Origin of the sequence: Promicromonospora sp. NPDC060204 (genome assembly GCF_042728455.1) — a bacterium.
In the GTDB taxonomy this organism is placed as follows: Bacteria; Actinomycetota; Actinomycetes; order Actinomycetales; family Cellulomonadaceae; genus Promicromonospora.
Genome location: NZ_JBHWZO010000095.1, coordinates 1 through 21,599, shown reverse-complemented (window position 1 = coordinate 21,599; position 21,599 = coordinate 1). Strand labels below are relative to the sequence as shown.

The window sequence follows — 21,599 nt, the reverse complement described above, 5'->3', positions numbered from 1 at the left end:
GTTGCGGGCGGTCGGTGGACGGCCCCGGCCGGTCAGCCGCGCCGGGACCGGACGCGGATGGTCACGAGGGTGCCCACACCGAGGAGCAGCAGCGCGCCGGCCGCGGCGAGGTACGGGAGGCTGGTGGACCCGGTGGCGGCCAGGCCGCCACCGCCGCCCGCACCGTCGGCACCCGCGGTGGCGGTGATCGTGTACACCTCGGACAACGGCTCGCCGTCCGTGTCGAGGGCCTGGACGGTGTAGTCGCCCGCGGCAGAGACGGTGGCGGTGTCGGACGCCTCGCCGTCGTCGCCGAGGGTCAGCTCCTCCGCGTCGGCACCGGCCACCTCGACGGCCGGGGCAGGATCGCCGGCCGCAGCGGCCTCGCCGGCGAAGGCGACCTGGACGGTGATGGTCACCCCGGCGAGGTCCGGGCACGAGACGGTGAACCCGAAGGGCTCACCCACCGTCACCGTCTGGCTTTCGAAGGTGATGACGCAGGGAAACTCGCTGGGGCCGTACTCGTCCGCGGCCGCGGACGTGGCGGCGGCCGTCGCCGGTACCACCACGGCGGCTGCCGTGACGGTCAGAGCGCTGATGAGGCGTCGAAGCATTGCTCAGTCCTTGATGTCGTGACGTTCTTGCTGGACGTGTGAGATCGGTGTCCGTGCACCGGGATTCACGGCCCGCCGAATACAGCGCGGGACATGTGGGCAATCCGTCTTCTCTCGTCGGGAGCATCATTTTCCGACCGGTGTTCTCAAGGGTTTCGGACCCGGAGTTGTTCGCAGAATGACGCTCCCGCCCTGCTGCTTCCCGGTGATGATTACATAGGTGATAGAAGATTTCTCTCCCGCCCCCAAGGAGAAATCCCGGAATGACAGCCACAGCTGATCATGTTTTTGGGGTGATAGCCCGATATCTCCGGACTTGTCAGACGCCGCAACGATCCGGCCGCCGGCCGGCGCGTAGACGAGGGCACGCAGCCGGACCTCCCCGGGACGCGACTCCCCGATGCCGGTGACGTACTCGGGCAGATCCGCGGCCTCACCTGCGTCGACGCGTGAGGTGTAGGTGACGGTGACGGCCAGCTCGCGCGAGCCGTCCGGCCGCTCCTCGCGTTCCGCGACGTCCACCTCGGTGTCGACGTAGTACGCGATCTTCGCCATCTGAATTCCCTGTGTGAACACGCCGATCACCGGGCGGTCGCCGCTGACGCCGCGCAGGGCGCCGTCGAGCACCGTGCCCTCCAGCAGGTCCGCCTCAGCGGGCTCGCTCGACCACACCGAGAGCCGCCCCTCGCGCGCGGACCCCGCGAGGGCGTCGACCATCCGGGCGGGCTCGACGTCGCCGGCGGTCAGCGCCGCGAACGCCCGCTCCGCGACGTCGGCGAAGATCTTGTCCTGCTCACGGGGGGTCTGTGTCAGGTACACCTCGTTGAGCAGGTACGACACCAGCTTGTCACCGCGCAGGACGCCGCCCGGACCGGTGTCGACGCCGTCCAGCAGCGCCGCCAGCGCCACCGGGTCCGTGGCAAGCACACCGTCCACGGCCCGCCCGGTCTCGCGCCGCCACATCTCGCGCGCGATCTCGGCCGACCGCGGGAAGTCCGGGGTCGCGGTGACGTTCTGCATCCACCGGCCCAGGTCGTCGCCGCCCAGGACGCTCTTCTCGTCCCGGGTCAGCTCGACCACCGCCTCGCCGAACGAGCCCACCTGCACGCCGGGCCGCTGGTCGACGAGCTCGACCCGGCCATCGTCGGCGCGCAGCACCAGGACGGTCCCGACGATCCCGCCCAGCGCCCGGGGCTCCGCGTTGTTCTGCACCAGCACCAGGTAGTCGCGCGGGCCGTCCGCGCCCAGCATGGGCGGCAGGAGCTGCGCCGCCCGCGATGCCGTGGCGGTGGACATGCGCAGGTCGGAGAGCTGTGTCCCCAGCTCCTCGGCCGCGACTGCGACCTGCGGCAGCATCGGCGCACCGCCGATGGCCTCGACGCTCCGCAATGCGTCGCCGACCGCCTCGTCGGCATGCCGAACGTCGGGCGCCACGTCCTGCAGCGGCCCGAGGTCGACCCGCCCGTCCCGCGGCGCGAGCGCCCCCGGGTCGACCACCTCGACCACCTGGGCCAGCCGGGGCAGCGGCCCTTGCGCCAGCAGGTCGACCACGGCTGCCATTGTCGACACCGCGCGCACCGTCGGCCCGACGCCGGGTAGCCGGCCGGCGAGGGACCAGTGGGCGCCGTCGGTCGCCTCTCGTGCCTCCGCGGCATGTTCCTGCAGGTCGGACAACCTCGCACCGAATCCGTCGGTCCGGCCGGCGACGGCGTCGGCCTGAAGGGTCGTGACGTCCGCGGCCGCCTGTTCCAGCGCGCCCCGCGCCCGGACAGCGTCGAGCGCGACCCAGGCGAGGAGGACGACGAGGGCCACGACGAGGGCCACGACACCCAGCAGGACGATTCTCAGGTTGCGGCGGCGGCCGCGCGTCCAGAACGCCGGCCTGGACCGCGGGGGCCCGCGCCGGGGCAGGGGCGCAGGTGCCGGACCGGGCCGCGCGACCGGCAGCACCGTGGTATCGGCCTGGCTCGCCCATTTCTCGCCCCATCCTGGGTGTGTCACCAAGCCTCCTGATGGCTTCTCCGGCGCAATGCGCGCTAGATTACCCACGAGCCGAGAGATAGGCGCGGCGAATTGGCCTCCGTGCATTTTCACGGAACTTGCCGCCGCTGGCTCCTTGCACAATCATTAAATGAATCCGAATAGAAATTCCGTGCATATTCACGAAGTAATGCTGTGTTCATTTCTCGTTGCTCCCCGGAGATGCCGGGAGGAAGGTGTCCGCCATGCCGTTCACCGTGCTCGCCGTCTGCACGGGCAACATCTGCCGCTCACCGGCCGTGGAGCTGCTCCTGCGGGGCGTCCTGGACGGATCCGTCGTCGTCGGCAGCGCCGGGACGCACGCCCTGGTGGGCCGGCCCGTGCCGGAGCCCATGGCGGACCTGCTGGTCACCGACGGCTTCCCGCCCGCCGGCTTCGCCGCCCGGCAGCTCGTCCCCGACCTCGTGGAGCGGGCCGACCTGGTCCTGGCCCTGACCCCCGAGCATCGAGCGCTCGTGGTCGAGCAGGTACCGGCCGCCGTCCGCCACACCCTCACCGTCCGGGAGCTGGGCCGACTGTCGAGCAACCTGCGGCCGGGCGCCGTCACCGGGCGGGACGACGCCGCGCGGCTCGCCGCTCTCGTTCCCGCCGCCCTCCAGGAGCGGTCCCGGCACGCCGGGCGGCAGCACGACGACGGCGTGCTCGACCCGTACGGCATGGGCGCCGCCACCTACCGGCGCTCCTACGAGCAGATCGTCGACGCGCTCACCCCGGTCCTGGCCGCGCTGCGGGGGTGATCAGGGTGCGACCGAATTCACCCCGGGCGCTGCCCGCCTCAGCGGGCTCGGCGAGGCCCGGTCCGTACACTGGCAAGGTGCCAACGATCCGCACCCTGCTGGCCCATCCCGAGGAGCGTCGGCCCAGCCCGCCGGCCCCGCACGCCGATCTCTTCCGAGTCCTCGGCGCGGGTATCGGGCTGTTCGCGATCGGGCTGGTCGTCGCGCTGATCCTGCTCCTCGCCGGGCGCGGCGGCGTCGAGAACGTCGCGATCTGCGGCACGGGCGTGGTGCTCGGCGGGCTCGGCCTGCTCTGGGCGCGCCGCCACCGGTGACGCCGGGCTGACGCCCAGCCCGCCGGGCTGAGCCTCAGCCCCAGGCCCGCTCCGCGCCCAGCACAGCCGCACGGTCCGGGTCCCGCAGGACCGCCTCCAGCAGCAGCGGGTCCGCCCCGCCGATCTCGGCCAGCGCCCGAGCGAGGCCCTCGACCGAGACGGCGTGCGCGACGGCTGCGGACCCCTCGCCCGGCGCGCCGGCGGAGACCCACCACGTGACCGGCCGGCCCTCCACCGTCAACGTCGTGTGGCGGCGCCAGGTCTCCGGCGCGGCCGGCACGACCGCCCGGACCCGCGGGTCGAGCGCGACCGGCTCCCCGGGTTCGTCCGGTCCCACGTCGGCGCCGGCCTCCAGCGGGAGGTCGAGCAGGTCGGCGAGAGCCTCGGCGACGTCGGCGGGCCCGGGGACCACCGGGCCGAGCTGGGCCCACCGGGGCGACGCGGCGACGGCGAGGTCGTCCGTGCTCTCCACCGTGATCCCGGCCGGGCCGAACGCGGGCAGCCGGGGCGGCGCGATCCCGGGGCCGTCGGCCCGGGCGAGCGCGGCCAGCCCCGTCCAGACGGCGCGCGCGACGTCGGCGGGCAGCCGCCCGGACGACCCGGCCGATGCGTCGGGCAGCCGCTCCAGGACGGCGGGCCAGTCGCGTCCGGGCAGGTCAGCAAGGTTGTGCAGGCCGCCGAGCGCGGTCAGGAGGTCGGCGTCCAGGCCGGCCGTCTCCGGCGGTGCGGGCGGCAGGAGCGGGGTGTCCCCGAGCGCGAACGGCGCGCCGAGCCGGCGGCGCAGGAACCACGCCGTGTACGACGGCGCCTCGCGGTCCGGGGCGTCGGGCGACCGGACGGGCGTCAGCAGCGCGCGCCGCAGCTCCGGGTCGGCGGCGATCCGGGCGAGCCCCGCGGCGAGCGAGCCGTGCCCGGCACCCGGCCCGGCCCCGGTGCCCGTGGCCTCCCCCAGCGCGTCGAGGTCCGGGACGGCCGCCACGTCGCCGACCCACGCCCCCGCGCCGAGCTCCTCGGCGAGCAGGTCGAGGTACTCGTCCCAGTCGGCGAGCCAGCCGGCCGGGTCGTCGGGGCCGTAGTCGGCGTCGTCGTCCCCGTCGGGCGTCGCGACGTCGGCCACGCGGTAGACACCCAGGTCGGCGTGCGCCCCGGCGGCTCCGAGGGTGGCCTCGCCCCAGCGCTCGACGACGTCGGCCCGCACCGGGGCGAGGTCCAGGTTCCGGGCCGCCCAGGTGCCCGGCAGCGCCGTCTCGCGCAGCGGGACGACGGCGCCGTCCGCCACCACGGGCAGCTCGCCCAGCCAGAACGGGAGGTCCTCCGCGGTCTCGGCGACGGCGAGCCGCACCAGCTCGAGCACGGCGGACACCGTCTCCGCGGGGGTCGGGTCCTCGGGCGCCCACGGCCCGTCGGGCGCACCGGCGTCCGGGTCCTGCGACGGCGGCCCGGCGTGGGGCCCGGCCTGGGGCCCGGCCTGGGGCCCGGCCTGAGGTCCGGCCTGAGGCCCGGCCTGAGGCCCGGCCGACAGGACGGCGCCGAGGTGCTCGGCGTCGCCGTCGTCCAGCACCTCCTCCGCGGCGGCCAGCGCCGCCGACCGGACCGCGGCGTCCGCGAGCAGCCCGCGCGGCGTGGTGGGTACGGCGCCGGCCCGCTCCAGCACCGGGTGGGCGACGTCCGGGTGGACCACCCGGACGCCCAGCGCCCGGGCGATCCCGGCGAGCCGCGGGGTGTCGAGCAGCACGGTCCCCCGCGCGCCGCGGGTCACCCGGCCGTCCGCGAGCGGCAGCGGGGCCCCGGACACGGCCTCCAGGACCGCCGGCTCGCCGACGTGCGGCGCGAGGGCATCGAGTGCCGCGTGCACGACGCCGGGATCCGGCGGCAGGGCCTCGACCAGGTCGACGAGGTCGGCAGGATCCGCGCCGAGAGAGCGCACGAGGGCCTGGTGGCGCACGGGGACCGTGACCAGGGTCCTGTCGCCGGTCCGGGCGAGCGCACGGGCGAGCGTGGCGTCCTCGCCGAGCGGCCCCGCGACGAAGGCGGCGTCCCGGGGTGCGACCGGCGACGCCGGGTCGCTCGGCCGCAGCAGCGGCGTGGCACCCAGGGCGGCGCCCGCGGCCGCGCGGATCGCGGCGTCGACGTCGCCCGCCGGGAGCCCGGTCGGGACCAGGCCGAGCACGTCGCCCCCGGGCCGTGCGGCGAGCTCGCCCAGGAACGCGGCGTAGGAGCGGCCCGCCTCGGCGGCGACCCGGTCCGACGTCGGCCCGGGGAGCACGCCGCGCCGTCCCGGGTCGACCGGGAACGAGGCGATCAGGAGCGCGGGGAACGTGAGCCGGACGTCGGTGGGGGTCGGGGCGTGCAGCGTCGGCCCGGCCGCCGCCCGGCTCCCGGTCGCGACGCGGCTCCCGGTCGTACTGCGGCTCCCGGGGTCGGGCAGGGTCCCCGAGACGGGCACCGCCCAGAGCACCGACCAGTCCGTGCGGCGCGCCTCGGACGGCAGCGAGTCGTCCGGCTCCAGCTCGCCGGACGACCGGTGCACACGCCAGCGCGTCCCGACGTCGCGCAGCACGCGCGGCGTCGCCCGGGGCACCGTGTCCCCGGGTTCAGAACCCGGCTGACCTGCGTAGTCGTCCTCGATCACCAGCTCGTCGAGGGCGGGCAGCGCGAGCAGCAGACCGTCGTCGACGGCGGCGAGCTGGGCGCGGACGGCGGCCACCGCGGCGTCGTCCCGTAGCCGCACCTCGACCACGGTGTCCGGCTCCTCCGCCGTGGTCCCGGGCGCCGCGAACGGCAGCCGCAGCACGGGCAGCGCGCTGCCGCGCTGCCGGGCCTCGTCCGCGAGCCATCCCTCTGCCCCCACCGAGGGCGCGAGATCGGCCGGTTGCTCCGAGACCGGTCCGTCGTCGGACCGATCTCGGAGCAGGGGACCGATCTCGCTCACGCCAGGCCGCAGCCCCAGCCCGAGCTCCGCGCGGGTGGCCGCGAGCGAGAAGCGCACGCCGCCCGCGCGCGAGCGCACCAGGATCTCGTCCGACACCGACCGGACCGCGGCGAACCCGACCCCGAACCGCCCCACGACGCCGTCGGGCCCGGCCGGGCCGCCCGACTTGGCGGAGGCCCGGAGGGAGGCCAGCGACGCGACGCCGTCGGCGTCGAGCGCCGCGCCCGTGTTGGCGGCGACGAGCCACCAGCCCGCCGTGGTGCCGTCCGCGTCGTCGCCCGCGTAGCCGCGCGGTTCCAGGGTCAGCATCAGCCTGCCGGGCACCCCGGCGCGCGCGGCGGCGTCGGCCGCGTTCTGCGCGAGCTCCACCACTACCCGGTCCCGGTAGTAGCCGCGCGCGTGGTCCTCCTCGGAGTTCGCGTCCTCGCGAAAGCGCGTCGGCGACGCCAGCCACGCCTCGGTCACCACGCGCCGCAGCGCTCCGGTGCCGAAGGGGTCGTGGGTCACGCGGAGGGTTCGCCCCCGTCGCCCGCCGGCGTGTCGCCGGCCGCCGCAACCGGCTCGACCTCGTTCTCGTCGATCAGCGGGGCGGGCGCCGGCCAGTCGGTCGGGTGCGCCTCGACGTCGGTCTCCGAGTGGGCACCACAGCCGTGGTCGAGGGAGACCACCTTGCCGTCGTCGGGCGACCACTCGTTGGCGCACACCCCGAAGAGCTGGCCCATCGGACCGGAGAGCGGGATGAGGAACGCGCAGGCCGTGCACTCGGCGGCGGCCGCGACGGACCCCGCGGACGTCGGCCCGCGCGAGCCGCGGTACCAGCGCTCCGCCGCCTCGTCGCGGCCCTGCGGGGACAGCACGCGGGCGCGGGCGAGCGCGAGCTCGTCGATCGCGACCTCGTCGACCTCGGGGTCGCCGGTGGCGGTGTAGCCCGGCTCGAGCCGCGGGTCGTCGGCGCGGAACGGCAGCACGTCGCCCGGGCCTACGTCGCCCGGGCGCAGCCGCTCGGACCACGGGAGCCAGGCCGGGGCGAGGATCGCCTCGTCGCCGGGCAGCAGCTCGACCTCGCTGATCGTGGCGGCCCGGCCGCGCGGCACGCGCGTCACGGTGACCGTCCAGTGCCAGCCGCGGTACCCCCGCATGGTCGCGGCGAAGCGGTGCGAGACCACCCGCTCGTCCTCGAAGAAGGTGCCGAGGTGCTCCCCGACGTCGTCGGGCCGCTCGGCGACCTCCTGCGCGGCGGCGCGCGCGAGCTCCGCGGCGCCGTTCAGCACAGCGTCGCGGCTGGAGCGTGCGGCGACCCGCCGGGTGGGCGTTCGTGTGGCGGGCGCGGTGATCGTCACCATGTTCCTCGGGACCTCGTGGGGTTTCAGGCGTCGAAGTCGTCTGCGACCTTGCGCAGCATCTTGGCTAGCGTCTCCGGGTTCTTCGGATAACGCCCCTTGCGCAGGTCATTTGCCACCCGGTCGAGCATCTGCGTCAGGTCGCCGACGATGACGGCCATGTCGTCGGCGGGCTTCCGCCTCGCCTTGGCGACCGACGGTGCGGCGTCGAGCACCTTGACCGCGAGCGCCTGGGGACCGCGGCGGCCGTCGGCCACCCCGAAGTCCACGCGCGCGCCGGGCTTGGGCACCACGCCCTCGGGCAGGGCGGAGGCGTGCAGAAAGACCTCGCCTCCGTCCTCGTTGGCGATGAACCCGAAGCCTTTGTCGGTGTCGAACCACTTGACCTTGCCGGTGGGCACTGCAACCTTCTTCTGTGCTTGTCGGTACTGCTCGCGAAACTGCTCAGGGCGGTCCGAGGTGCTGCGACTGACGCGCTCTCTCCGGACCCGTTGCACAAGGTTACCGGGCGGATGCCTACCGCGTCGCATGCATTGACCGTTCTTCGCCCGCGTGGCGCGCCGGTGCCGGGCGCGGGCCGCCCGGATGCTGGGTTCAGACGCCGATGCCCAGGTCGGCGCCGAGCCGGAGCGCCACCTCGTCGAGCCAGGTCACGGGGTCGGCGACCGAGCCGATCTGGTGCCCGAACAGCTCGAACGAGATCAGGCCGAACAGCGTGGTCCAGGCGATGATCGTGCGGCGGACGGCCTCCGCCACGTCGTCGCCCGTCAGGTCGGTGCCCGCCCAGAGGCCCTGGTCCGCGATGAACGCGAGGCCAGGCGCGACGGTCACCGGCGCGTCCGCCGTGGCGGCGGCCACCGGGGCCGGCACGGCCGCGGGGCGCGCGCCCGCCGCGTAGGCGTCACCGACGATGCAAGCGAGCACGCGGACCACGCGGACGGCGGGCACGACGGTGTCCCGGGGCGCGGCGTAGCCCGGTACGGGTGTGCCGTACAGCAGGCCGAATTCTCCCGGATGCGCCACGCACCAGGCCCGCACGGCGCGGAAGGTGGCGAGCCAGCGGGCGCCGGTGTCGGCGCGGTCGGCGACGCCGGCGTCGGCGGCCTCCGCGGCCTCGCCGAGCTCGTCGTAGGACTCGACGAGCAGCGCCGTGAGCAGGGCGTCCCGGCTCGGGAAGTAGCGGTACACGGCCGACGACACCATCTCGACGTCCCGCGCGACGGCGCGCAGCGAGAGCGCCGCCGCGCCGTCGGTGGACAGCCGCGCGCGGGCGGAGTCGAGGATCTCGCGGGTGATCGTCTCGCGGGCAAGGGCGCGGGCGGTGCGGGCCGGACTCATGGCATTCAGGTTCGCATGACAGATCACTGCACACAACCGAGAGCACCGCTCTTGCCAAAGCGCACCCGCCCGTGCCACGCTTGCGGCACAACAGAGAGCACCGCTCTCGGAATGGAGCATTGGTCATGTCTGACACCCACCTCATCGTCGGCGCCGGTCCGATCGGACGGCACGTCGCCGCCCTGCTCGCCGAGCGCGGGTCCCGCGTCACGGTCGTGAGCCGCTCGGGCCGCACCACCGGGATCGACGGCGTGGAGCACCTCGCCCTCGACGCCTCCGACGCCGACGCGCTGTCCCGCGCCGCCGAGGGGACCGACTACCTCTACAACTGCGCCAACCCGGCCGACTACACCCAGTGGGAGCGCGTCTGGCCCCCGCTCGCCGCATCCCTGCTGACCGCCGCGGAGCGCTCCGGCGCCGTCTACGGCATCACCGGCACCCTCTACCCCTACGGCCCCGTCGACGTCCCGATCTCGGAGGACCTGCCCGACGCCGCGACCGACCACAAGGGCCGGCTGCGCGCCAAGATGTGGGCGGACGCGAAGGCGGCGCACGAGGCCGGTCGTATCCGGGCCGTCGAGATCCGCGGCTCCGACTACATGGGCCGCGGCGTGGGCGGGAACGGGCACATCTCGCGCCTGGTGCCGAGCGCGCTGGAGGGCAGGCGCGCCCTCATGATGGGCCGCACCGACCTGCCGCACACCTTCACCGACGTCGCGGACGCCGCCCGCACGCTGGTCGCCGCCGCGGAGGACCCGGGCGCCCACGGCCGCGTCTGGCACGTGCCGAGCAACGCCCCGGTGACGCAGGCGCAGGCCCTGACCGATGTGCTCGCGAGCGTCGGAAAGCCACCGGTGAAGATCTCCGCGCTGCGTGGCGCCGGGCTCGCCGCCGCCGCCCTCGCCGTCCCCTTCATGCGCGAGATGCGGGAGATCATCTACCAGTGGGAACGGCCGTACGTGCTGGACGACGCCGCGGCCCGCGACCGCTTCGGCATCACCCCCACCCCGTGGGAGGAGGTCTGCCGCCGCACCGCGCAGGTCTGACCGGGGCCAGGCACGGACCGGCCGGACGGAGAGCCAGGAAACCCGCGTAGCATCGTCAGGATGGCCTCCTCGCTCCCCGCAGCGCCGGCCTCGGCCACGCGGCACTTCGCCGACGATCTCCGGCAGCGCTCGGACCCCGCGCTCGCCGCGCTCCTGCGCGCCCGTCCTGACCTCGCCTCCCCCTCCCCCTCGACGCTCCGGTCGCTGGCCGCCCGTGCGTCGAGCCGCACGTCGCTCGAACGCGCGCTCGCCCGCTCCGACGCCCTGACCCTGCAGGTCCTGGAGGCGGTGCTCGCCCTGGAGCCCGTCTTCCGCGCCCCGCCCAGACCGGGTACCCCCGGTTCGGGCGCCCTTGGTCCCGGCGCCCTCGGCCCCGAGGTCGTCACCCGGGCGCTCGGCGGCGCGGCGGACGACCGGGCAGCGGTGGAGGCGGCCGTCCAGCTGGCCGTCGAGCACGCCCTCCTCTGGGACGCCGGTCAGGGCACCGGACCGCCGTCGGCCCCGGACCTGCGCACCTCGCCGGGGCTCGACGAGCTGCTGGGGCCGAACCCCGCGGGCCTGGGCCCGCACATCGACCCGGTCCCGGATGGGCTGGCCGAGGCGGTCGCGCGGGCCCTCGGCCCCACGCCCGGGCCGCCCGGGACGGGCGCCGCGCTCGACGCCCTGCTCGCCGAGGCGCCCGGCGGGGCGCGGGCGATCCTGGACGCCCTCGCGTGGGGGCCGCCGGTCGGCGTCGTCCCGGCCGCGGGGACCCGCCCCCGCGACGCGGTGAACTGGCTGGTCACCGCACATCTCCTGGTCCGCTCCGACGCCCGGCACGTGGTCCTGCCGCGGCTGGTCGGGCTGGCCCTGCGCGACGGGCACACCCACCGCGCACCGCGCACCCGGGCGCCCGAGCCGCAGGGTCGCCCCGTGCCGAGGGCCACCGCCGACGCCGAGGCTGCGAGCGCCGCGCTCGAGCTGGTCCGGCGGGTGCGCGTGCTGCGCGGCTCCTGGGACGAGAACCCGCCGTCGGTCCTGCGCGCCGGCGGGCTCGGCGTCCGTGACCTGCGCCGGCTCGCCACGCAGCTCGAGACCGACGAGCCCGCCGCGGCGTTCGTGGTCGAGGTCGCCGCGCTGGCCGGCCTGGTCCGGGACGACGGCGAGGCGCCGCCGTCGTACGTGCCGACGGTGTCGGACTGGGACGACCTGGACGACGCCGCCCGCTGGGCCCGCCTGGTGGAGGCCTGGCTGGCCTCCCGGCGCGCGCCGTGGCTGGTGGGTTCGCGCGACGACAAGGGGGCGCTGCGGGCGCCGCTGTCGCCGGACCTGCACCGGCCGTGGGTGCCACGGCTGCGGGACAGCGTGCTCGGGGTGCTCGCGGCGGCCCGGGACGGCGAGACCGTGCTGGCGCCCACGGCGGCCGCGGTCGTCGAGGTGCTGACCTGGCACACACCCCGCTCCGTGCCGCCGGCGAGCGCGGTCGAGGGGCTGCTGGCCGAGGTGGAGTGGCTGGGCGTGACGGGCGCGGGCGCGCTGTCGGCGCCGGGCCGGGCGCTCCTCCCGGCCGACCCGTCCCGCCCGGCCGACGTCGCCGGGGCGCTCCGCGCGGTGCTCCCGCACGAGGTGGACGAGATCCTGCTGCAGGGCGACCTCACGGGGATCGTCCCCGGGCGGCCGTCGCGCGAGCTCGCGCGGCTCCTGGAGCGGGCGGCCGACGTGGAGTCGCGCGGCGCGGCGACGACGGTGCGGTTCAGCCCGGCGTCGGTCACGCGGGCGCTCGACCAGGGCGAGACGGCGGACGGCCTCCTCGACGAGCTGGCGCACCGGTCCCCCGTGCCCGTCCCCCAGCCGCTGGAGTACCTGGTCCGGGACACCGCCCGGCGGCACGGCGCGGTGCGCGTCGGCTCGGCGTCGGCGTACCTGCGGGCCGCCGACGCGACCGTCCTCGCCGGGCTGGAGCACGACCCCTCCCTCGTCGGCCTCGGCCTGGTCCGGCTCGCGCCGACGGTCCTCGCGGCGTCGGTCCCCGCGGCCGCCCTGCACGAGGCGCTCCGCAGCCGCGGGCTGGTCTCGGCCCTGGAAGGGCCGGACGGCCGGGTGCTCGTGGCGCGCCGCGGCGTCACGGGCCGGGCGATGCCCGCGCCGCGCTCGGCGGCCGCGATCCGGATGGGCTCCGGCTCCGACGTCGCCACCCGCACGCCCGACCCCGAGTCGCTGGTCGCCGAGCTGCGCGCCGTCGAGGAGGCGGCCCGGGCCGGTGCGCGGGCGCGGGCGGACGCGGCCGAGGTGGCGCACTCCGTCGCCCCCGCGAGCGGCATCCCGCTGCGCGGCTACCGCGTGGTCCCCGGCCGGCCCGCCGGCACGGGGACGGCGGAGGAGGTGACGTCCGGCGCGGACCTGCCGACGCCGGCGGCGCCGACGAACGGGTCCCGCGCCGCCGCCGCCGGCGCCGGGACGCCGGCCGCACCCCGGGATCACGGGCCCGAGGACGACGACCCGGGAACACAGCACCCCGCTGACGGGTTGGCACTGCTGCGCGACGCGCTCCGCGACGGCTCCACCGTGATCGTCGAGGTGGCCGGGCACACCGGCCGGCTGGAGCGCCGCGAGCTCAAACCCCTGAACCTCGACGGTGGCAGGCTGCGCGCGCTCGACCCGGACCGAGAGGCCGAGCTGACGATCGCCGTCCACCGCATCGCGTCGGTCCTGCCGACGTCATCCACGCCCTGAGGCGCACCAGACCAACACTGAGGGAGACCCCATGCCCGACGGCCCGTTGATCGTGCAGAGTGACAAGACGCTCCTGCTGGAGGTCGACCACCCGAGCGCCGAGCAGGCGCGCCGCTCCATCGCGCCGTTCGCCGAGCTCGAGCGCGCGCCCGAGCACGTCCACACCTACCGCCTGACGGCGCTGGGCCTGTGGAACGCGCGCGCGGCCGGCCACGACGCGGAGCAGGTCGTGAACACGCTCATCGAGTTCAGCCGGTACCCGGTGCCGCACGCGCTGCTGGTCGACGTGGCCGAGACGATGTCCCGCTACGGGCGCCTCCAGCTCGCGCAGGACCCGGCGCACGGCCTCGTGCTGCGCACCACGGACCGGGCGGTGCTCGCCGAGGTGCTGAAGTCGAGGCGCACCTCCGGCCTGGTCGGCGCGCGGATCGACGAGTCGACGGTGGCCGTGCACCCCTCCGAGCGGGGCCACCTCAAGCAGGTCCTGGTCAAGCTGGGCTGGCCGGCCGAGGACCTCGCGGGCTACGTGGACGGCGAGAAGCACCCGATCGAGCTGAGCCCCACCACGCACCCGCGCACGCCGCACGAGAAGGCGGCCCCCTGGGAGATGCGGCCCTACCAGGCACAGGCCGTGGACGGGTTCTGGCACGGCGGGTCCGGCGTCGTGGTGCTGCCCTGCGGCGCGGGCAAGACGATCGTCGGCGCGGGCGCGATGGCCAAGTCCGGCACGACGACGCTGATCCTGGTGACGAACACCGTCAGCGCGCGCCAGTGGCGCGACGAGCTGGTGCGGCGCACCACGCTGACCGAGGACGAGATCGGCGAGTACTCCGGCACCAAGAAGGAGATCAAGCCGGTCACCATCGCCACCTACCAGGTGCTCACCACCAAGCGGAAGGGCGTCTACACGCACCTCGAGCTGCTCGACGCCCGCGACTGGGGCCTCGTCCTGTACGACGAGGTGCACCTGCTGCCCGCGCCCGTCTTCCGGATGACGGCGGACCTGCAGGCGCGCCGGCGCCTCGGCCTGACCGCCACGCTGGTGCGCGAGGACGGCCGCGAGGACGAGGTGTTCAGCCTCATCGGGCCCAAGCGGTTCGACGCGCCGTGGAAGGACATCGAGTCCCAGGGCTACATCGCCCCCGCCGACTGCGTGGAGGTACGCCTCACGCTCCCGGAGAGCGAGCGGATGACGTACGCGACGGCCGAGACGGAGGACAAGTACCGGCTGGCCGCGTCGGCGTCGGGCAAGAAGAAGGTGGTGGAGCAGATCGTGGCGCGCCACCCCGACGACCAGGTGCTGGTCATCGGGCAGTACATCGACCAGCTCGAGGAGCTGGCCGAGCACCTCGGGGCGCCGATCATCACCGGGCAGACCACCAACAAGGAGCGGCAGCGGCTGTTCGGGGCGTTCCGCGAGGGCGAGATCTCACGCCTCGTGGTGAGCAAGGTCGCCAACTACTCGGTGGACCTCCCCGAGGCGTCGGTCGCCATCCAGGTGTCGGGGTCGTTCGGGTCGCGGCAGGAGGAGGCGCAGCGCCTCGGGCGCATCATGCGGCCCAAGGCCGACGGCCGCACCGCGCACTTCTACGCCGTGGTCGCGCGGGACACCGTGGACCAGGACTTCGCGGCCCACCGGCAGCGGTTCCTGGCCGAGCAGGGGTACGCGTACCGCATCGTGGACGCCGAGGACCTGGACGGGTCGCCGGCCGGCTCGACGACACCCTGACGTCGGGCCTGATCAGGGCGTGAAAATGCCCTTCACGCTGGGCATTCACCTGGGGATTCGTTGCACATACGCAACGTTACGGTCTCCGATTGCGGTGTCTTGAACCCGGGGTGACGATCAGGGACGTGATCGAGTCCCGAGCAAGAGCCGAGCATCCGCACGATCCCGGCACCCGCGCTTCCGGGGGCTGGGTCATCGTGGCCTTCGCCGGCCTCGTCGGCATCGTCCTGGCGGCCACCTCACAGGCCGCCAGCGCGACGGTCGTCGGGCCGGCCGAACCACGGCCGTCCGTGTCGCCGCGCCTGTCGGCCGCCACGCAGGCCGAGCTCATGTCGGACATCCTGCCCGCGTCGCCGCCGATCACTCTCACGGACCCCGTGACCGACGGCGCGGGCGCGCTCACCGACACCGAGCGCCAGGACGTGCTGGCCGCCGTCGAGCGGCTCGCCGCGGAGTCCGACCTGCGCATGTTCGTCGTCTACATCGAGAACTTCGACGGCACCGACCCCGTGGACTGGGCCAACGCGAGCGCGAACCAGTCCGGTCTCGGCACCGACGACCTGCTCCTCGCGATCGCGACCGTCGACCACGAGTTCGGCCTGTCCGCGGACACCAACGTGCCGCTCACGGACGGCCAGCTCGGGCAGATCGACGACGCCGTCGCGTCCGCCGTCGAGGACGAGCGGTGGGCCCCCGCGGCCACCGACGCCGCGGAGTCGGTCCGCACGGGGGTCGCGAGCAGCACCAGCCCGCTCCTCGTGGTGGGCATCGCCGTCGCGGCGCTCCTCGTCCTGGCCGCCCTCGGCTACGTGCTGTGGCGGTTCGCCGCACCCCGGCTCCGCCCGCTCCTCACCCAGCTCAGGGACCGCACCCCGGTGGCCGGCGGGCCGGCGGCGGACGCCTTTGCGGACCTCACGACCGACGAGCTCGACGAGCGCGCCGCGGCGGCCCTGGTGGGCATCGACGACGCCCTGAAGACGTGCGAGCAGGAGCTCGGCTTCGCCCGCTCCGAGCTGGGCGCCGACGCGACGCGGGACTTCGAGCTGATCCTCGAGGGCGCCGCCGCCGACGTCCGCGAGGCGTTCGCGGTGCGGCAGGTCGTGGACACGGAGCCGCGCGCCACCGCCCCCGAGGACCCGGAGGCCGCCGGCGACGAGTCAGGCGACGACACCTCGGGCGACGACGCGCCCGGCACGGCGGAGGACCCGGTGCGCCGTGCCCGCCTGACCCGGATCATCGCGCTGTGCGACGCCGCGGCCGACACGCTCGACGCACGCACCCGCGCCTTCGACGACCTGCGCCGCCTGCAGCAGCGCGCCCCTGAGCTGCTCGCCGACGTCGTCGCCCGCGAGGCCGAGGTCTCCCGGCGCGTCGCCACCGCGCGCGGCCTCCTGACGCACCTCTCCCGGCGGTACCCGACGGGCCCGCTCGCCACCGTGGTGGGCAACCCGGAGCAGGCGGAGCTGCTGATCGCCAACGCCAAGGAGGCCGTGGCCGCCGGGAACTCGGCCCTGGCCGCCGGCCAGAAGGTCGTCGCCGTGGCGCACGCGCGGGGCGCGCAGAACGCCCTGGGGCAGGCCGTCATGCTGCTCGACGCCGTCGACGCCACCGCGCTGCACCTCCGGGAGGCCGTCGGCCGGCTCGACAAGTCAATCGCGTCGCTCACCCAGGACGTGGTCTCCGCCAAGGCGATCGAGGGCGACCTTCGGGTCACCCTCGCGCGCGCCGCGGCCCAGGCCTCGCTCAAGAACGTCGAGGTGACGCGCGAGGGCGGCGACCCGCTCGCCGGCCTGCAGCGCATCGCCGCGGCGGAAGCCGCCCTCGACGCCGCCCTGGCGTCGACCCGCGACCACACCGAGGTCAAGGCCCGTGCGTCCGCGCTGCTGCGCGACACGCTGCGCCGCGTCGACGCGCAGCTGCGTCAGACCGGTGACTTCATCGCGACCCGCCGCGGGGCCGTCGGCGCCGCGGCGCGCACCCGGCTCGCGGAGGCGGTCCGGCTGGCCGACGTCGCCCGCGCGCTCCACCCGACCGACCCCACCGCGGCCCTGAACGAGGCCCAGGAGGCGAGCGCGCTGGTGCGGGAGGCGGCACGCCTGGCCCGCCAGGACGCGGACGCCGTCGTCGCGGCCGCTGCTGCCGCCGAGACCGAGCCCGACGCCGACGGGACCGACGCGAACGGGCCGATCAGCGGCGGCATGATGCTCGGCGGCATCCTGCTCGACCCGCACCTGGTGCGCTCCCGCAAGCGCGCCCGCACGGCCCGCATCGGCGGCGGGTTCGGCGGGGGCGGGTTCGGCGGCGGCCGGCCGGCGGGGCACCGCAGGCTGGGCACCGTCCGGGCCTGGTGGCCGGCGTCGGCACGCTGACGACGCTCCCCCGGGGGCGGTGAGCGCCCCCGGGGATCGCCGGGCTACAGGTAGCGCAGCGGGTCGAACTCCTCGATCGGGATGATGCGGACGCGCGGCAGCATGGTCGTGAAGGCGTCGGCGTCGGCCTCGAGGTCGTACATGACCAGGCCGCGCTGCTCCTGCTCGGTGAACCGGGCATTGACGAACTCGCGGAAGCCCAGCAGGCCGACACGGCGGTCGTCGTCGGCCAGCAGGGCCTCGATCTGCGGCAGGAAGTCGCCGTCGTGGCTCGCGAGGAGCACGTCGCCGGGTCGGTCCATCAGCGCGTCGAGAGTGCGCTGGATACCGACGTCGACGACCTTCTCCGAGCCCTGCGCGGCCAGCGGGATGGGCTTGTAGCCCATGGCGAGCAGCGCCTGCACGAACGGCATCGGCATCTGGCCGGACGTCGCGTTGAGGAAGAACAGCGGCACGACCTCCTGCGACCAGACCTTCTCCGCGAACGCGGAGATACGGTCCCAGCGCGGGCGCTCCTCGGGTGCCGGACGGCGGTTCAGCACGTTCATGCCGAGCGTGGCGTCGATGTTCTCACCGTCGACGATGAGATACGTGCGCCGGGGCAACTGCCCGGACTCCTGCGGGGACGGTGCTGACATGCGACACAGCCTAGGCCGTGTGCGCCGAATCGCGGAGCCGAAGCCCGCCCGACGGGTGCGGCGGACAGCCGGAACGGAAGCCCGGGGGATTTCCCGGGCGAAACTCAGGCAGTCTTCAGGAACCAGCCGCACACTGGAAACATGGCTACTCCTGAGGCGCGTCTGGTCGTCGTGGACGACGAACCGAACATCCGCGAGCTCCTGTCCACGTCCCTGCGCTTCGCGGGCTTCGAGGTCCATGCCGCCGCGGACGGCAACGGCGCGCTCCAGCTCGTCCGCGACGTCGAGCCGGACCTCGTGGTGCTCGACGTGATGCTCCCGGACATGGACGGCTTCACGGTGACGCGCCGGATGCGGGCGACCGGCCGGCACACCCCCGTCGTCTTCCTCACCGCGAAGGACGACACGCAGGACAAGGTGCAGGGCCTCACCGTGGGCGGCGACGACTACGTGACCAAGCCGTTCAGCCTGGAGGAGGTCGTGGCGCGGATCCGCGCGGTGCTGCGCCGCACGGGCGTGCCCGCCCCCGAGGAGGAGGCCGTGCTGCACGTGGGCGACCTCGAGATGGACGAGGACTCGCACGAGGTGCGCCGGGCCGGCGTCGAGGTCGACCTGTCGCCCACGGAGTTCAAGCTGCTGCGCTACCTCATGCTCAACTCCGGCCGCGTCCTGTCCAAGGCGCAGATCCTGGACCACGTGTGGCAGTACGACTGGGGCGGCGACGCGAACATCGTCGAGTCCTACATCTCCTACCTGCGGCGCAAGATCGACACGCTCGAGGTCGAGGGCGAGACCCTGCCCCCGCTGATCCACACCAAGCGGGGCGTCGGGTACCTGCTGCGCGCCCCGCAGCCCGTCCGTGCTTAGGGAGCGCCTCGCCGGTATCCCTCTGCGCGCCAGGCTCGTCGCGATCATCTCGCTGCTGCTGGCGGCGGGGCTCGGTATCGCCGGCATCGCGACGACCACGGTGGTCTCCAGCTTCCTGGTCCAGCAGGTGGACGACGAGCTGCACACGGCCGCGCTCGACCCGATCGCCATCATCCAGTCCACCTCGGGCCAGGCGCTGCCCAGTGACTACTACGTGCTGATCGAGAACGAGAGCGGCAAGCGGACCCAGCTCGGCAACTCCGCGATCACGCGGTTCGGCACGCCCGAGCTGCCGGAGGTGACGTACGAGGAGGCCGTCGCCAGCGGCGGCGAGCCGTTTACCGCCGCCGGGGCGACCAGCACCGACGACACGGGCGACGGCGAAACCGGCGACGGCAGCTCCCGTGACGGCGCCGGCCCGGACACCGGCACCGAGAGCTGGCGCGTCATCACGCTGGGCGCGACCTACCCGAGCGGCGAGCGCGCCACGGTCTACGTGGCGCTGCCCCTGGTGGGCATGGACCGCACGGTCTCGATCCTGACCCGGACCCTGATCATGTCGGGCCTGGGCATCGTGCTGCTCGGCGGGCTCACGGCGTGGCTGCTCGTGGAGCGGTCGCTCCGCTCGCTGCGGTCCGTGGAGCACACGGCCGCGCAGATCGCGGCGGGCGACCTCACGCTGCGCGTCCCCGAGGCGCCTGCCGGCACCGAGATGGGTTCGCTGGCAGCATCGCTCAACGCGATGCTGACCCAGATCGAGCGCGCCTTCGCCGCCCAGGAGGCCTCCGAGGTGCGCATGCGGCAGTTCGTCTCGGACGCCTCGCACGAGCTGCGCACGCCCGTCGCGACGATCCGCGGTTACGGCGAGCTGTACCGGATGGGCGCCCTGGACAGCTCGGACAAGGTCGACGACACGATGTTCCGCATCGAGGACGCCGCCCGCCGCATGGGCACGCTGGTCAACGACCTGCTGGTGCTCGCGCGCCTCGACGAGGGGCGCCCGGTCGCCCGCGAGGACGTCGACCTGGTCGCCCTCGCACGGGACTCCGCGCAGGACCTGCACGCGCTGGACCCGACGCGCGACGTCACCGTGGTGCCGCTGGCACCGGACGCCGGTCCGGACGATCCGGCGGGGCAGGTCCCCGGCAAGCTCGTCGTGGAGGGCGACGGCGACCGCCTGCGGCAGGTCCTGACCAACCTCATCGGCAACGTCGCGCGGCACACGCCGGCGGGCACGCCCGCCGAGATCGCGTTGGGGGTGCTGCCGAGCGCGCCGGGCTCACCGGGTGCCAACGGCGCCGCGCAGAACGGCGAGAAGGCTGCCCCGGGCGCCGGCGACCCGGCGTCGGGCCGCTCCGCCGTCCTGGAGGTGCGCGACCACGGTCCCGGCCTCACCGAGGAGCAGGGCCGGCGGATCTTCGAGCGGTTCTACCGCGCGGACTCGTCCCGCACCCGGGAGTCGGGAGGCGGCTCGGGGCTCGGCATGGCGATCGTCGCCGCGATCGTGGGCACGCACGGCGGGCACGTCGAGGTGGCGCAGACCCCCGGCGGCGGCCTGACGGTCCGGCTCACGCTGCCGCTCTGACCCCGAACCGTGATCACGATCCCGTGACGGTGGTAGTCGCCACTGACCGTTTCGGTAATAGGCTGGTCGTGGAGTGACCGACATCGACCGTTAGGCAGAATTCACATGGGCGTGCTGACGTCTGACGCGCCGCAGTGGTTCCTCAAGTCCTTCGTCCGTAGCGCGGTGGGCGCGGGGGCCACGGCGGACACCGACGCGATCGAGGCGGTCGGCCAGTCGCTCCTCGACCGGTGGGCCGACGAGAACCGGCACTTCCACAACCTGCGCCACCTGGCCTCCGTGCTGCACCGCGTGGACGAGCTGGCCGAGGAGACGCACGAGCCGGACCTGGTGCGCCTCGCCGCCTGGTACCACGGCGCGGTGTTCAACGCCGAGCGCAAGATGGCCGACGCCTCGCAGGGCGGCGAGCAGACCACGGCCTCGGCGGCCCTCGCGGACAAGGAGCTGACCGGGCTCGGCGTGCCCGTGCGGGCGGCGGACCGGGTCGCCGCCCTGGTCAACGCCATCGTGCGGCACGCGCCCGACCCCGCGGACTTCGACGCCGCGGTGCTCAACGACGCCGACCTCGCGATGCTCGCCGCCGAGCCGCAGCGGTACAAGGACTACAAGTCCGCGGTGCGCGCCGAGTACGCGCACATCCCCGCCGAGGACTACCTCCGGGCCCGGATCCGCGTGATCGAGCGGCTGCTCGCCCGCAAGTCGCTCTTCCTGAGCCCCATGGGCGCCGCGTGGGAGGAGCCCGCGCGGCAGAACCTCGACATGGAGCTGCATCGGCTGCGCAAGGAGCAGGCGAAGCTCGACACGCCCTGACGGCGCCCGCGACAGACCCTCCGGACGGCCGCGCGCCGGTCCGAGCGCGACCACACCCCCGGCATCCACAGGCCTGTGCACAGGCGGCCCCGCGACCGCCCCGCCGTCGGCCGCCCCGTGCCTACCGTCGGTGCAGGACGCCGGACGGGCCGGCGTGCGGGAGGTGATGACCATGCGGTTCGAGGTCGACAGCGACCAGGTGGAGCAGGCGAGCGCGGCGGTGGCGGGCTCGGTGGCCACGGTGCGCACCGAGGTGGGGGCGCTCATGCGCAACCTCGACGCGTTGCAGGCGAGCTGGCAGGGGCCGGCCGCCGCGGCGTTCGGCGGGACGGTCGCGCAGTGGCGGGGCGCGCAGGCGCAGGTCGAGGGCGCGCTGGACGCGATCCAGGCCGCGCTGGCCGCCGCGGCCCGCACCTACGCGGAGGCGGAGGCGGCCGCGACGCGCATGTTCTCCTGACGCCCTGCGGGCTCCGGACGCGCGCGGGCGCTTCCGCGGCGCGACAGGAAAAGGCCGACGCCGGTCGGTCAACCTCTCACGCGGAGGGTGAC

The 21,599-nt window shown here is 75.0% G+C and carries 17 protein-coding genes; 10 read left to right on the top strand and 7 right to left on the bottom strand.

Annotated features, from left to right (window positions below):
* Window positions 1-32: 32 nt before the first annotated feature.
* Window positions 33-593, bottom strand: coding sequence for a hypothetical protein (locus tag ACFWEJ_RS14055; protein ID WP_377229819.1), 561 nt, complete (start codon window positions 591-593; stop codon window positions 33-35).
* Window positions 594-719: 126 nt separating this feature from the next.
* Window positions 720-2,594 carry a DUF4012 domain-containing protein gene (locus ACFWEJ_RS14050; RefSeq protein WP_377229818.1) on the bottom strand — a complete coding sequence of 625 codons (1,875 nt, stop codon included), beginning with the start codon at window positions 2,592-2,594 and terminating at the stop codon, window positions 720-722.
* 224 nt (window positions 2,595-2,818) lie between these two features.
* Between ACFWEJ_RS14050 and ACFWEJ_RS14045 the strand changes: the two genes are divergently transcribed.
* Window positions 2,819-3,370, top strand: a complete 552-nt coding sequence (locus ACFWEJ_RS14045; protein ID WP_377229817.1) for a low molecular weight phosphatase family protein — start codon at window positions 2,819-2,821, stop codon at window positions 3,368-3,370.
* Between the two features lie 77 nt (window positions 3,371-3,447).
* Entirely contained in the window at window positions 3,448-3,684 is a 237-nt protein-coding gene (locus tag ACFWEJ_RS14040) for a DUF2530 domain-containing protein (RefSeq protein ID WP_377229816.1), read from the top strand.
* 34 nt (window positions 3,685-3,718) lie between these two features.
* Here ACFWEJ_RS14040 and ACFWEJ_RS14035 read toward each other — a convergent pair whose 3' ends face one another.
* From ACFWEJ_RS14035 to ACFWEJ_RS14020, 4 genes are all read right to left on the bottom strand, one after another.
* On the bottom strand, window positions 3,719-7,123 hold the full coding sequence (locus ACFWEJ_RS14035; RefSeq protein ID WP_377229815.1) for a sacsin N-terminal ATP-binding-like domain-containing protein: 3,405 nt from the start codon (window positions 7,121-7,123) through the stop codon (window positions 3,719-3,721).
* The gene (locus ACFWEJ_RS14030) at window positions 7,120-7,959 is read right to left on the bottom strand and encodes a DUF3027 domain-containing protein (protein ID WP_377229814.1); all 840 of its coding nucleotides are present in this window, start codon (window positions 7,957-7,959) and stop codon (window positions 7,120-7,122) included. Before ACFWEJ_RS14030 ends, ACFWEJ_RS14035 begins: the two co-directional genes overlap by 4 nt.
* Before the next feature lie 23 nt (window positions 7,960-7,982).
* The gene (locus ACFWEJ_RS14025) at window positions 7,983-8,357 is read right to left on the bottom strand and encodes a cold-shock protein (RefSeq protein ID WP_182619474.1); all 375 of its coding nucleotides are present in this window, start codon (window positions 8,355-8,357) and stop codon (window positions 7,983-7,985) included.
* A 193-nt stretch (window positions 8,358-8,550) separates the two neighbouring features.
* On the bottom strand, window positions 8,551-9,294 hold the full coding sequence (locus tag ACFWEJ_RS14020; protein WP_377229813.1) for a TetR/AcrR family transcriptional regulator: 744 nt from the start codon (window positions 9,292-9,294) through the stop codon (window positions 8,551-8,553).
* A 125-nt stretch (window positions 9,295-9,419) separates the two neighbouring features.
* On the opposite strand from ACFWEJ_RS14020, the gene ACFWEJ_RS14015 reads away from it, so the two are divergent.
* The 4 genes from ACFWEJ_RS14015 (at window position 9,420) to ACFWEJ_RS14000 (ending at window position 17,150) form a co-directional block, all read left to right on the top strand.
* Window positions 9,420-10,340 carry an NAD-dependent epimerase/dehydratase family protein gene (locus ACFWEJ_RS14015; protein ID WP_377229812.1) on the top strand — a complete coding sequence of 307 codons (921 nt, stop codon included), beginning with the start codon at window positions 9,420-9,422 and terminating at the stop codon, window positions 10,338-10,340.
* Window positions 10,341-10,400: 60 nt separating this feature from the next.
* Window positions 10,401-13,052, top strand: coding sequence for a helicase-associated domain-containing protein (locus ACFWEJ_RS14010; RefSeq protein ID WP_377229811.1), 2,652 nt, complete (start codon window positions 10,401-10,403; stop codon window positions 13,050-13,052).
* Between the two features lie 31 nt (window positions 13,053-13,083).
* Window positions 13,084-14,781, top strand: coding sequence for a DNA repair helicase XPB (locus ACFWEJ_RS14005; protein ID WP_377229810.1), 1,698 nt, complete (start codon window positions 13,084-13,086; stop codon window positions 14,779-14,781).
* Between the two features lie 125 nt (window positions 14,782-14,906).
* The gene (locus ACFWEJ_RS14000) at window positions 14,907-17,150 is read left to right on the top strand and encodes a TPM domain-containing protein (protein ID WP_377229809.1); all 2,244 of its coding nucleotides are present in this window, start codon (window positions 14,907-14,909) and stop codon (window positions 17,148-17,150) included.
* A 44-nt stretch (window positions 17,151-17,194) separates the two neighbouring features.
* Here the strand turns inward: ACFWEJ_RS14000 and ACFWEJ_RS13995 are convergent, their stop codons facing one another.
* The gene (locus tag ACFWEJ_RS13995) at window positions 17,195-17,788 is read right to left on the bottom strand and encodes an NYN domain-containing protein (RefSeq protein WP_377229808.1); all 594 of its coding nucleotides are present in this window, start codon (window positions 17,786-17,788) and stop codon (window positions 17,195-17,197) included.
* Window positions 17,789-17,929: 141 nt separating this feature from the next.
* Between ACFWEJ_RS13995 and ACFWEJ_RS13990 the strand changes: the two genes are divergently transcribed.
* The 4 genes from ACFWEJ_RS13990 to ACFWEJ_RS13975 all read left to right on the top strand — a co-directional run bounded on the left by ACFWEJ_RS13990 (window position 17,930) and on the right by ACFWEJ_RS13975 (window position 21,507).
* Complete coding sequence (locus ACFWEJ_RS13990) at window positions 17,930-18,655, top strand: response regulator transcription factor (protein WP_182619482.1); 726 nt, start codon at window positions 17,930-17,932, stop codon at window positions 18,653-18,655.
* Window positions 18,648-20,240, top strand: coding sequence for an ATP-binding protein (locus ACFWEJ_RS13985; RefSeq protein ID WP_377229807.1), 1,593 nt, complete (start codon window positions 18,648-18,650; stop codon window positions 20,238-20,240). Before ACFWEJ_RS13990 ends, ACFWEJ_RS13985 begins: the two co-directional genes overlap by 8 nt.
* A gap of 105 nt (window positions 20,241-20,345) precedes the next feature.
* Window positions 20,346-21,050: a hypothetical protein gene (locus ACFWEJ_RS13980; protein WP_377229806.1), complete on the top strand. Its 705-nt coding sequence runs from the start codon at window positions 20,346-20,348 to the stop codon at window positions 21,048-21,050.
* Between the two features lie 172 nt (window positions 21,051-21,222).
* The gene (locus ACFWEJ_RS13975) at window positions 21,223-21,507 is read left to right on the top strand and encodes a WXG100 family type VII secretion target (protein ID WP_377229805.1); all 285 of its coding nucleotides are present in this window, start codon (window positions 21,223-21,225) and stop codon (window positions 21,505-21,507) included.
* The last annotated feature ends 92 nt before the right edge of the window (window positions 21,508-21,599 follow it).

What these genes read in the sequence shown, in the direction of transcription:
- ACFWEJ_RS14055 (WP_377229819.1), bottom strand. Translation starts at nt 593, where the DNA reads ATGCTTCGACGCCTCATCAGCGCTCTGACCGTCACGGCAGCCGCCGTG.
- ACFWEJ_RS14045 (WP_377229817.1), top strand. Translation starts at nt 2,819, where the DNA reads ATGCCGTTCACCGTGCTCGCCGTCTGCACGGGCAACATCTGCCGCTCA.
- ACFWEJ_RS14030 (WP_377229814.1), bottom strand. Translation starts at nt 7,959, where the DNA reads ATGGTGACGATCACCGCGCCCGCCACACGAACGCCCACCCGGCGGGTC.
- ACFWEJ_RS14020 (WP_377229813.1), bottom strand. Translation starts at nt 9,294, where the DNA reads ATGAGTCCGGCCCGCACCGCCCGCGCCCTTGCCCGCGAGACGATCACC.
- ACFWEJ_RS14015 (WP_377229812.1), top strand. Translation starts at nt 9,420, where the DNA reads ATGTCTGACACCCACCTCATCGTCGGCGCCGGTCCGATCGGACGGCAC.
- ACFWEJ_RS14010 (WP_377229811.1), top strand. Translation starts at nt 10,401, where the DNA reads ATGGCCTCCTCGCTCCCCGCAGCGCCGGCCTCGGCCACGCGGCACTTC.
- ACFWEJ_RS14005 (WP_377229810.1), top strand. Translation starts at nt 13,084, where the DNA reads ATGCCCGACGGCCCGTTGATCGTGCAGAGTGACAAGACGCTCCTGCTG.
- ACFWEJ_RS13995 (WP_377229808.1), bottom strand. Translation starts at nt 17,788, where the DNA reads ATGTCAGCACCGTCCCCGCAGGAGTCCGGGCAGTTGCCCCGGCGCACG.
- ACFWEJ_RS13990 (WP_182619482.1), top strand. Translation starts at nt 17,930, where the DNA reads ATGGCTACTCCTGAGGCGCGTCTGGTCGTCGTGGACGACGAACCGAAC.
- ACFWEJ_RS13980 (WP_377229806.1), top strand. Translation starts at nt 20,346, where the DNA reads ATGGGCGTGCTGACGTCTGACGCGCCGCAGTGGTTCCTCAAGTCCTTC.
- ACFWEJ_RS13975 (WP_377229805.1), top strand. Translation starts at nt 21,223, where the DNA reads ATGCGGTTCGAGGTCGACAGCGACCAGGTGGAGCAGGCGAGCGCGGCG.